At 52.4% G+C, this 10,829-nt stretch carries 9 protein-coding genes and 1 pseudogene; 4 read left to right on the top strand and 6 right to left on the bottom strand.

Annotation, left to right across the window (positions count from 1 at the left end):
- The 5 genes and pseudogenes from selB to ACUU1M_RS15945 form a co-directional block, all read right to left on the bottom strand.
- On the bottom strand, positions 1 to 1,843 hold a 1,843-nt coding region (selB, locus tag ACUU1M_RS15965), incomplete at its 3' end, for a selenocysteine-specific translation elongation factor (protein ID WP_000582445.1).
- Positions 1,840 to 3,231, bottom strand: coding sequence for an L-seryl-tRNA(Sec) selenium transferase (gene selA / locus ACUU1M_RS15960; RefSeq protein ID WP_000206276.1), 1,392 nt, complete (start codon positions 3,229 to 3,231; stop codon positions 1,840 to 1,842). The genes selB and selA, both read right to left, overlap by 4 nt.
- 97 nt (positions 3,232 to 3,328) lie before the next feature.
- Entirely contained in the window at positions 3,329 to 3,937 is a 609-nt protein-coding gene (locus ACUU1M_RS15955) for a glutathione S-transferase (protein WP_000779792.1), read from the bottom strand.
- 70 nt (positions 3,938 to 4,007) lie between these two features.
- Positions 4,008 to 5,093 (bottom strand): annotated as a pseudogene (locus tag ACUU1M_RS15950) (HlyD family secretion protein).
- A gap of 2 nt (positions 5,094 to 5,095) precedes the next feature.
- On the bottom strand, positions 5,096 to 5,458 hold the full coding sequence (locus ACUU1M_RS15945) for a DUF3302 domain-containing protein (RefSeq protein WP_000479614.1): 363 nt from the start codon (positions 5,456 to 5,458) through the stop codon (positions 5,096 to 5,098).
- A 536-nt stretch (positions 5,459 to 5,994) separates the two neighbouring features.
- Between ACUU1M_RS15945 and mtlA the strand changes: the two genes are divergently transcribed.
- The 3 genes from mtlA (at position 5,995) to mtlR (ending at position 9,738) form a co-directional block, all read left to right on the top strand.
- On the top strand, positions 5,995 to 7,908 hold the full coding sequence (gene mtlA, locus ACUU1M_RS15940; RefSeq protein ID WP_000093258.1) for a PTS mannitol transporter subunit IICBA: 1,914 nt from the start codon (positions 5,995 to 5,997) through the stop codon (positions 7,906 to 7,908).
- Positions 7,909 to 8,002: 94 nt separating this feature from the next.
- Entirely contained in the window at positions 8,003 to 9,151 is a 1,149-nt protein-coding gene (gene mtlD, locus ACUU1M_RS15935) for a mannitol-1-phosphate 5-dehydrogenase (protein ID WP_000645424.1), read from the top strand.
- Entirely contained in the window at positions 9,151 to 9,738 is a 588-nt protein-coding gene (mtlR, locus tag ACUU1M_RS15930; protein WP_000228269.1) for a mannitol operon repressor MtlR, read from the top strand. The genes mtlD and mtlR overlap by 1 nt, the downstream gene beginning before the upstream one ends.
- A gap of 11 nt (positions 9,739 to 9,749) precedes the next feature.
- Here mtlR and yibT read toward each other — a convergent pair whose 3' ends face one another.
- A complete protein-coding gene (gene yibT, locus ACUU1M_RS15925) occupies positions 9,750 to 9,959 on the bottom strand; it encodes a protein YibT (RefSeq protein ID WP_000517100.1) in 210 nt (69 codons plus the stop codon).
- 283 nt (positions 9,960 to 10,242) lie between these two features.
- On the opposite strand from yibT, the gene ACUU1M_RS15920 reads away from it, so the two are divergent.
- Positions 10,243 to 10,605, top strand: a complete 363-nt coding sequence (locus tag ACUU1M_RS15920; RefSeq protein ID WP_000665677.1) for a YibL family ribosome-associated protein — start codon at positions 10,243 to 10,245, stop codon at positions 10,603 to 10,605.
- Positions 10,606 to 10,829: the final 224 nt, after the last annotated feature.

Here is a 10,829-nt window from a genome sequence, read left to right as displayed (position 1 = left end):
ATTTTTCCGGAAATAATAATGCGTCGCGCAATAAATGATCATTTCCACGACGACGCGTAAAGCCAATGCGGTCAAAATATTCCAGAATCTGAATTGCCAGCTTTCGGCCTACGCCTAAGCGATCGCGGAAATCCGCCGCGCAGGTTGAACCACACTCCTGATCGAGATCGCGGATCATATTGGCAAATTCGACAATCCGATCGTTACGGTAATAACGATCTTTGACGATCGCGGTAATTATTCCTTGCTGCGCCGCCTGGCGTAGCGTCAGGCGCATTGCCTGCTCGTCGGTACCCGTCTCTTTTGCCAGATCACGCACCCACCACGGCTCGTCACCAAACAGCGGCTCTGCTTTTTGCCAGATGGCCTGCTGCTCTTCGCTGAAGCCCGCTTTGTGATCCGGCAGATGCAGCCAACCGTGATGACTGAGGATGTCGCCGCTTTCGCGCATCTTTTCAATCAGCAACAGTACTAGCGCTTCATCTTCCATTGGCAACGCCATACGTCGCAGACGTTCGCGCCCAGGCCCAGGTTCATCGCGATGTTGCTCATGATAAGTCGCTAATGTGTCGAGAATTTTCCGTTGCCAGCGAGCGGCAACCGGCGCATTCAACAAGCTATAACCAGCCTGAATATAGCCAGGCTGTTGCAGCAGTTCGCGCATCCCTTCGCCGTTGAGCTGGCGCGCCCAGGCGAAATCAGGAAGATTAACCGCGCCGCGTTGCAGGTGAACGGCTAACGCTTCGCTATCATTCTGTGCCCTGGCGAGGGAAGCCAGCCATTGCAGATACTCTGGTTTACGTTTACCGCGACGCGGCGGGTTAAGCATCACGACGCGCGCTCCGGCCAGCGTGTTGCGGGCAGAGATATCGCGCAATACCAGGCGGTCGTTATCTGCCAGCCATAACGGGGTGTCGAAGACCAGTTCAGCAAAGTTATCTTCCAGCAGTGAAACGCGTCCCGTGACGTGGCTGGCGGCGTGGTGAATATGCAGCGGCTGCCACTGGGTCAGCGGTGCATGGGTTTGAAGCTCGACAATCACCCGTGTGAACGGCTCTGGCGGCACATCGGCAAGCAGCCAGTCGCCACGGTTAATCTGCTCTTTTTCCGCATCACCCGCGATGTCAAGCGCGATACGCTGCCCGGCATTGGCGGTTTCTGTTGGCTGGTTTTGCGCATGCAGCGCACGTACACGCATCGGTTTATTTACACCAGTCAGCCAGAGTGAATCGCCTACCTTCACTTCCCCGCTTAACGCCGTACCGGTGACGACCAGCCCGGCACCTTTTACGGTAAATGCGCGGTCAATCGCGAGGCGGAAACTATGTTGGCTGGCGTGCTCGCGTTCCGGCAACTGAAGCAGATGCTCGCGCAGGGCATCAATTCCCCGACCTTCGGTTGCTGCGGTGATAAACAGTTTTGCCTCAGCAAAACCGTATTCCCGCAGAACCTCCTTTACCTGGCGTTCAACCTCATCAACACGCGCTTCGTCCACGCGATCGGCTTTGGTCAGCGCCACTGTCAGCATCGGGTTACCGGTCAGCTGCAAAATCGCCAGATGCTCACGGGTCTGTGCCATCACGCCGTCATCGCACGCCACCACCAACAGCGCGTGATCGATACCACCAACGCCCGCCAGCATGTTGGAAAGAAACTTTTCATGACCGGGAACGTCGATAAAACCAGGCACGCGGCCATCCGGCTGCGGCCAGTAGGCATAGCCGAGATCGATGGTCATGCCGCGCTTTTTTTCTTCCGGCAGACGGTCAGCATTTACGCCAGTAATCGCCTGCAATAAGGTTGTTTTGCCGTGGTCAACGTGTCCGGCAGTCGCAATAATCATTTCAACAACATCTCCAAAAACCGTTGCTCATCTTCAAGGCAGCGTAAATCCAGCCACAATCGTCCGTCATAAATACGACCAATCACCGGCACTGGCAATTCACGCCAGCGGGCGGCTAATGACTCAAGGTGGCTACCGCGTCCATCATGGGGTGTAAACGTTAATGCCGCGCTCGGCAGGCGATCAACCGGCAGCGAACCACTGCCAATCTGCGAAAGACATGGCATAACCTGTACCGCAAACTCCGCGCCGTAATGTGCGACAAGGGGAGCCTGTAAACGTTGTGCCTGGATTTGAATGACCTCTGCGCTGCGGGTAAGCAGGCGCAGGGTCGGTAATTTTTCACTCAGAGCTTCAGGGTGTAAATAAAGACGCAACGTGGCTTCCAGCGCCGCGAGGGTCATTTTATCCGCGCGTAATGCACGCTTCAGCGGGTGGCTTTGCAGGCGGGCGATCATCTCTTTTTTACCAACGATAATCCCTGCCTGCGGCCCGCCTAACAACTTGTCGCCGGAGAAGCTCACCAGACTGACGCCCGCCGCAATCAACTCCTGCGGCATTGGCTCTTTCGGCAAACCGTACTGGCTAAGATCGACCAGCGAGCCACTGCCTAAATCAGTCACCACTGGAACATCCAGCTCTTTGCCGAGCGCCACCAGTTCAGCTTCGTCTATCGCTTTGGTGAACCCCTGAATGCTGTAGTTACTGGTATGTACTTTCATCAACAGTGCGGTATTTTCATTCACCGCCTGACGATAATCATTCGCGTGCGTGCGGTTGGTGGTCCCTACTTCGTGTAGGGTGCAGCCTGCCTGACGCATAACATCGGGAATACGAAACGCGCCGCCAATCTCCACCAGTTCGCCGCGAGATACCACCACCTCTTTCCCGCTGGCAGTGGCCGCCAACATCAATAACACCGCCGCCGCATTGTTATTGACGATACAGGCATCTTCCGCCCCCGTAATACGGCACAGCAGCTGCGCCAGCGCCCGATCGCGATGTCCGCGTCCGGCGTCGTCCAGATCGTACTCGAGGGTCACTGGCGAACGCATAGCCTGCGCAACGGCTTCCACCGCGGCTTCCGCCTGTAAAGCTCGCCCAAGGTTGGTATGCAGCACGGTTCCCGTCAGGTTGATCACCGGACGCAGCGCGCTCTGCGCCTCTTTCGTCAACCGGGCATCGACTTCTTGCGCCCAGTTTTCACACCACGCAGGCAGCGTCTGGCTGCCACGAATCACTTCTCGCGCTTCGTCGAGCATCTGACGCAACAATTCCACCACGCGGGTGTGACCATAAGTATCACGCAAAGAAAGGAAGGAGCTATCGCGCAATAAGCGATCAATAGCCGGAAGTTGACTATAGAGGGAACGCGTTTCGGTTGTCATAGGAAACCTGGCTGATCAAGGCCCTCTCACACGGAGAAGGGCGTTTAACATAACCACGGATTGTAACGTGAGATGGGTCAGGAGGACATATCGCGCATCAAGCCTTTGGCGGTTCGGTGCGAGCAAAACTTTCGCGGCTAAACAGGTTTTCGACCAGTTTGACTAAGTGTGGGCGGTCGACACACCAACCTGGCGCAACGCGGCGGAAATTGAGATATCCGACAGCACAGGCAATGGCGATAGTCGCCAGATTGACCGTATCGGTTTTGAGTGTGCCATCGACCAGATATCCTTCCAGCACATCCAGACTGCGGTTGATTTTCTCCCGCTGGCGTAACAATTCATCTTCAGACTGCTGCGCCGCCGGACGCGCCTGTTCACGCACCGATACCAGCCCTGCATCCATAATGCCATCCGCCAGCGCCTCAATTTTGCGCACCCGCAACGACTCCAGCGGATCGCGCGGCAACATCGCCGGAGCGACATTCATTAACTCAATATATTCAGCGATGATCGGCGAATCAAACCAGCATTCGCCCTCTTCGGTCACCAGCACCGGCACTTTCCCTAACGGGTTAAATTGCGCCACGCCGTTATCCGCGTTATAGGGCAGTTCATTAATAAATTCGAAAGTTATGCCCTTTTCTAACAACAGAATAGAAAGTTTGCGTACAAACGGGCTGGTGTAGCTACCGACGAGTTTCATGCCGAGTCCTTTGTGCGAGGAAAAATATCAGTATGGCTCAGGCTCACGCAAAACACAGGTGATATAAGTCTCAATGATCCAAATAAAGATAATGCATCCAACTGGTCATTCTTAGCAGCACTTTCCGCATCACCGAAACATGGCTGAAATGGTCGGAGTAAACCGCCACCTGGGCGTAGATGCCGTCGGGTAAGGCATCGATATCATCGTTAGGGTCCAGTTCAATGGTTCCCAGCACACCGTCCGTGCCGGGAACGACCGTTAATGATTGCAATACCCCCTGCGCCTGATAAGAACCGCCTGGCACGACAGGTAAAATACTAGTCAATTTGCCGTGGAACACCTGCCCAGGTAGCGCGTTAAACACCACTTCCGCATCATCGCCAGGTTTCAGACGTAACAGCGAGTTTTGCCGAAATTGGGCGACAATTTGCCGTTTTTGCTCGGGGATGAAGACCATCACCGGACGCAGCGGCAAGGCAGCTGCGTATGTACCTGGGCGGATCAGTACCTGAGTGACGTAGCCATTGCTTGGTGCGCGAATAACAGTCTGCTCAAGATTATATTTTGCTTCAGTAAGTTGCGCTCTTAAGCTCACAATCTGCGATTGCTCGCCGTTGACCATACTGTCGAGCTGACTCTGGATCTGCGCCTGCTCCGCCACCGAGCCTTTCACTAACGCATCCTGCGCGAGGAAATTTTGCCGCGCATCGTCGATGTCACGTTCCGAGAACGGATTCACCGCCGCCTGGCTGCCTTTCAGGTAACGTTGATAATTTTTAAACAGACGGTCGCGCTCCGCTGAAACCTGGGTGGTGTTGGCCTGCGCTTCAGTGAGCTGCGCACGCAGCGTCTTTATATTATGCGTCGCCGTCATCAGGTCAGCCTGAAGTCTGTCAACTCGCGCCTAGTAACGAACCGGGTCGAGCTTAAAAAGCACCTCGCCCTTTTGAATAAGCTGATTATTCTTGTCAGTGACTTCAGTAACAATTCCCGTCACCTGTGGCGTGATAGGGATCGCTATCACTGCCTTTTGCGCGGTAAAAGTGTAAGGGTGGTTGTAGTTCATCAACAAAATCAAACCACTCACCAGAAACACGCCTCCCAGCGCCGCCGTCGCCAGCGCCACGTAAGTTAAAACAATCAATAGATCCATAATTAGATCTCCGGGAACGTGGAATAGTCAGTCTTTTTCTCGGCGGCGAGTTGATGCTCCAGCCGGGAAATTCGGTCAGAAAGTGCGGCGATTTCCGGTTCAGTCGCTTTCTCCTGCGACGCAACATGTGACTGCATACCCCAGCCACGCTCCGGTTGATAGAGCGTCGCCCAGATCCACAGAAACGGCCAGATAACATGCAGAGTAAACAGGCTCACCCAGCCCGCCGTATGAATAGCGTCGGCATGGAGGTGATTGCGCTTTTTGGCAATCAGATAAGGGATGTCATGTATCGCGATGATTCCATAAAAAATCACCAGAAAGACGAAGATCAGCACTCCCAACGCGAAATAGTTTAGAAACATATCTGCCTCGGATTCACGTTTATCAGTGTTGTTTTTTGGCTGGCAGCCAGAAGGGAGTCAGGCTGATATTTTGACAATAATCCGGGTTCGCGATTCTCGCCATAACACCAAAGAATAATTTTTAGAGGTGATGAGTTGCTTAGTTACATAACGATTGTATGACGAAGGCATAACATGCTGTAGATCACATCAGGTGAACGCCGTAAGAAAATATCTTGTGATTCAGATCACAAAGATTCAACAAACCATCAAAACAAAAATGTGACATTACTCACATTTAAATGCCATTTTTAGCGAAAATCACCGCCTTGTTTCTTTTTTACACAGGCGTTTTGTGATGAGCGTCACATCAATTACCTCTCTACCCCCTATATTTATGTGACTGATATCACACAAAAGCCCGTCGACTGGACAGTTAACCGATTCAGTGCCAGATTTCGCAGTATCTACAAGGTCCGGCTACCTCTGCCGCCACATTAACAAAAAACCTCGGGCTTCCAGCCTGCGCGACAGCAAACATAAGAAGGGGTGTTTTTATGTCATCCGATATTAAGATCAAAGTGCAAAGCTTTGGTCGTTTCCTCAGCAACATGGTGATGCCAAATATCGGCGCGTTTATCGCGTGGGGTATCATCACCGCGTTATTTATTCCAACAGGGTGGTTACCGAACGAGACGCTGGCGAAGCTGGTCGGGCCGATGATCACTTATCTCCTACCGCTGCTGATCGGTTATACCGGTGGTAAGCTGGTAGGCGGCGAACGTGGCGGCGTAGTCGGTGCCATTACCACCATGGGCGTTATCGTCGGCGCAGACATGCCGATGTTCCTCGGTTCTATGATTGCAGGTCCGCTGGGCGGCTGGTGCATTAAGCACTTCGACCGCTGGGTAGACGGTAAGATCAAATCCGGTTTTGAGATGCTGGTGAATAACTTCTCCGCAGGCATCATCGGGATGATCCTCGCTATTCTGGCATTCCTCGGCATTGGCCCGATTGTTGAAGCCCTGTCCAAAATGCTGGCTGCGGGCGTTAACTTCATGGTTGTCCATGACATGCTGCCGCTGGCGTCTATCTTTGTTGAACCGGCGAAAATCCTGTTCCTCAACAACGCCATTAACCACGGTATCTTCTCGCCGCTGGGTATTCAGCAGTCCCATGAACTGGGTAAATCAATCTTCTTCCTGATTGAAGCTAACCCAGGTCCAGGTATGGGCGTGCTGCTGGCGTACATGTTCTTTGGTCGTGGTAGCGCTAAACAGTCTGCGGGCGGTGCGGCAATCATCCACTTCCTGGGTGGTATCCACGAAATCTACTTCCCGTATGTGCTGATGAATCCGCGTCTGATCCTCGCAGTCATCCTCGGCGGTATGACTGGCGTGTTCACGCTGACTATCCTGGGCGGTGGTCTGGTTTCTCCGGCATCTCCGGGTTCTATCCTTGCTGTACTGGCGATGACACCAAAAGGTGCTTATTTCGCTAACATCGCGGGTGTGTGTGCGGCGATGGCTGTCTCCTTCGTTGTCTCTGCTATTTTGCTGAAAACCAGCAAAGTGAAAGAAGAAGATGATATTGAAGCAGCAACTCGTCGTATGCAGGACATGAAAGCTGAGTCTAAAGGCACATCTCCGCTATCTGCGGGCGATGTGACTAACGACCTGAGCCACGTACGTAAAATCATCGTTGCCTGTGACGCCGGTATGGGTTCAAGTGCGATGGGCGCAGGCGTGCTGCGTAAGAAAATTCAGGATGCAGGTCTGTCGCAGATTTCGGTCACTAACAGCGCGATCAACAACCTGCCGCCAGATGTGGACCTCGTCATCACTCACCGTGACCTGACCGAACGCGCTATGCGCCAGGTTCCGCAGGCACAGCATATTTCGCTGACCAACTTCCTCGACAGCGGCCTGTACACCAGCCTAACCGAACGTCTCGTTGCTGCCCAGCGCCATACTGAAAACGAAGTGAAAGTGAAAGACAGTCTGAAAGACAGCTTTGACGATTCCAGTGCTAACCTGTTCAAACTGGGCGCGGAGAACATCTTCCTCGGTCGCAAAGCAGCAACCAAAGAAGAAGCGATTCGTTTTGCTGGCGAGCAGCTGGTGAAAGGCGGTTACGTTGAGCCGGAATACGTTCAGGCGATGCTGGATCGTGAAAAACTGACCCCGACTTATCTGGGTGAGTCTATCGCGGTGCCACACGGTACGGTTGAAGCGAAAGATCGCGTACTGAAAACGGGCGTGGTGTTCTGCCAGTACCCGGAAGGCGTGCGCTTCGGTGAAGAAGAAGATGACATTGCCCGTCTGGTGATTGGTATTGCAGCCCGTAACAACGAGCACATTCAGGTTATCACCAGCCTGACCAATGCACTGGATGATGAGTCCGTCATCGAGCGTCTGGCACACACCACCAGCGTGGATGAAGTGCTGGAACTGCTGGCAGGTCGTAAGTAATCCAATCCTACCCTCTCCTCACGGAGAGGGTTTGGGTGAGGGAAAAGCCTCACCCCAGCCCTCTCGGGTAAAAACATTGATGAAGGTTAATACTATGAAAGCATTACATTTTGGCGCAGGTAATATCGGTCGTGGCTTTATCGGTAAACTGCTGGCAGACGCGGGTATCCAACTGACGTTTGCCGATGTCAATCAGGTGGTACTTGATGCCCTGAATGCCCGTCATAGCTATCAGGTTCATGTGGTCGGTGAAACCGAGCAGGTAGATACCGTTTCCGGCGTCAATGCTGTCAGCAGCATTGGTGATGATGTCGTTGATCTGATTGCTCAGGTCGATTTAGTCACTACCGCCGTTGGCCCGGTTGTGCTGGAACGTATTGCTCCGGCTATCGCCAAAGGGCTGGTGAAACGCAAAGAACAAGGTAATGAATCCCCGCTGAACATCATCGCCTGTGAAAACATGGTACGCGGCACCACGCAGCTGAAAGGTCATGTGATGAACGCCCTGCCGGAAGACGCCAAAGCGTGGGTAGAAGAGCACGTTGGCTTTGTCGATTCCGCCGTTGACCGCATCGTACCGCCTTCGGCTTCGGCAACTAACGATCCGCTGGAAGTGACGGTAGAAACTTTCAGCGAATGGATTGTCGATAAAACGCAGTTCAAAGGCGCACTGCCGAACATCCCAGGCATGGAGTTAACCGACAACCTGATGGCATTTGTCGAACGTAAACTCTTCACCCTGAACACGGGTCATGCTATAACCGCGTACCTCGGAAAACTGGCCGGTCATCAGACCATTCGTGACGCTATTCTCGACGAGAAAATCCGCGCGGTGGTAAAAGGTGCGATGGAAGAAAGTGGTGCGGTACTGATCAAGCGCTACGGCTTTGACGCAGACAAACATGCGGCGTACATCCAGAAAATCCTCGGTCGTTTTGAGAACCCGTATCTGAAAGATGATGTAGAGCGCGTAGGCCGTCAGCCGCTGCGTAAACTGAGTGCTGGCGACCGTCTGATCAAGCCACTGCTCGGTACGCTGGAATACAGCCTTCCGCACAAGAATCTGATTCAGGGGATTGCTGGTGCAATGCACTTCCGCAGTGAAGATGATCCGCAGGCTCAGGAACTGGCAGCACTGATCGCTGACAAAGGTCCGCAGGCGGCGCTGGCACAGATTTCCGGTCTTGATGCCAACAGCGAGGTTGTATCCGAGGCGGTAACCGCTTATAAAGCAATGCAATAATGGTGGACCAGGCGCAGGACACCCTGCGCCCGAATAACAGATTGTCAGATATGCAGGCAACAATGGAACAAACCCAGGCCTTTGAAAACCGTGTGCTTGAGCGTCTGAATGCTGGCAAAACCGTGCGAAGCTTTCTGATCACCGCCGTCGAGCTTTTGACCGAGGCGGTAAATCTTCTGGTGCTTCAGGTATTCCGCAAAGACGATTACGCGGTGAAGTATGCTGTAGAACCGTTACTCGACGGCGACGGTCCGCTGGGCGATCTTTCTGTGCGTTTAAAACTCATTTACGGGTTGGGCGTCATTAACCGCCAGGAATACGAAGATGCGGAACTGCTGATGGCATTGCGTGAAGAGCTAAATCACGACGGCAACGAGTACGCCTTTACCGACGACGAAATCCTTGGACCCTTTGGTGAACTGCACTGCGTGGCGGCGTTACCACCGCCGCCACAGTTTGAACCAGCAGACTCCAGTTTGTATGCAATGCAAATTCAGCGCTATCAACAGGCAGTGCGATCAACAATGGTCCTTTCACTGACTGAGCTGATTTCCAAAATCAGCTTAAAAAAAGCCTTTCAAAAGTAAGCAACGTCTGCTTACTGCCCCTCTACCTGCTTCGGCCGATAAAGCCGACGATAATACTCCAGACGTTGTAGATATAACGGCACGCTTTCATCGGGTATTCCGGACGGAATCGCGTTACGGGGAGGAAGTTTTTTCAGATACTCCCGGAACGCCTGGCTTGATGCCATGAAATCTACGGCTTTATCGATAAGAAGCGGAACGTTTTCACCTAATTTGCCCATGATGATATCTCCGTATTACCCCGCGCCGGGAATGCGCGGCCGCCAATTTTAGTTTAGGTTCCCGGTAAAGATGACATTAAGGAAAACGTGCTGAATCCTCAATAATCATCCGCTGCTGTTTATTATCTTTTTCTATAGATTTCTTAATTAATCAACGAATTGCGTAGTTTTTGAGCATGTTAATGATTACGTTGCAGAACTATTACAATGTCATCAGTTGTGAACAAAGCACCTGGTCGCGCATACTAGGGGCTATAAATTTATCTTTATCAGAAGCCATCACATGAAAGAAGTCGAAAAAAACGAAATCAAACGTCTCAGCGATCGCCTGGACGCCATCCGCCACCAGCAGGCCGATCTGTCGCTGGTTGAAGCCGCAGACAAATATGCCGAGCTGGAAAAAGAGAAAGCCACGCTGGAAGCAGAAATTGCTCGCCTGCGTGAGGTTCATAGCCAAAAACTGAGTAAAGAAGCACAGAAGCTGATGAAGATGCCGTTCCAGCGCGCAATTACCAAAAAAGAGCAGGCTGATATGGGCAAGCTGAAGAAAAGTGTTCGCGGACTGGTGGTTGTGCACCCAATGACCGCGCTGGGGCGCGAAATGGGCCTGGAAGAGATGACTGGATTTTCTAAGACTACGTTTTAAGCCCCTCAGACGACTGGTTCGATCGTATCAACCCGCATCTGGCTTGCCTTAGCTGGTCAATGCGGGGACTCTCCTGTCTACTCGCCTAATTACCAAACAATTCACTCCCTTTACTTCGATTTACCGCTGGTTGATATTCTGAAAATGCATTTTTACCGAAATAGCCATCTATAAACAATAAAAATATATAGAAGATATAATTTGTTAATTAACAAGCATTTACG

This window comes from Shigella sp. SIG6, from assembly GCF_053555815.1.
This window is presented reverse-complemented; position numbering and strand designations above follow the sequence as displayed.

What these genes read in the sequence shown, in the direction of transcription:
- selA (WP_000206276.1), bottom strand. Translation starts at nt 3,231, where the DNA reads ATGACAACCGAAACGCGTTCCCTCTATAGTCAACTTCCGGCTATTGAT.
- ACUU1M_RS15955 (WP_000779792.1), bottom strand. Translation starts at nt 3,937, where the DNA reads ATGAAACTCGTCGGTAGCTACACCAGCCCGTTTGTACGCAAACTTTCT.
- ACUU1M_RS15945 (WP_000479614.1), bottom strand. Translation starts at nt 5,458, where the DNA reads ATGTTTCTAAACTATTTCGCGTTGGGAGTGCTGATCTTCGTCTTTCTG.
- mtlA (WP_000093258.1), top strand. Translation starts at nt 5,995, where the DNA reads ATGTCATCCGATATTAAGATCAAAGTGCAAAGCTTTGGTCGTTTCCTC.
- mtlD (WP_000645424.1), top strand. Translation starts at nt 8,003, where the DNA reads ATGAAAGCATTACATTTTGGCGCAGGTAATATCGGTCGTGGCTTTATC.
- mtlR (WP_000228269.1), top strand. Translation starts at nt 9,151, where the DNA reads ATGGTGGACCAGGCGCAGGACACCCTGCGCCCGAATAACAGATTGTCA.
- yibT (WP_000517100.1), bottom strand. Translation starts at nt 9,959, where the DNA reads ATGGGCAAATTAGGTGAAAACGTTCCGCTTCTTATCGATAAAGCCGTA.
- ACUU1M_RS15920 (WP_000665677.1), top strand. Translation starts at nt 10,243, where the DNA reads ATGAAAGAAGTCGAAAAAAACGAAATCAAACGTCTCAGCGATCGCCTG.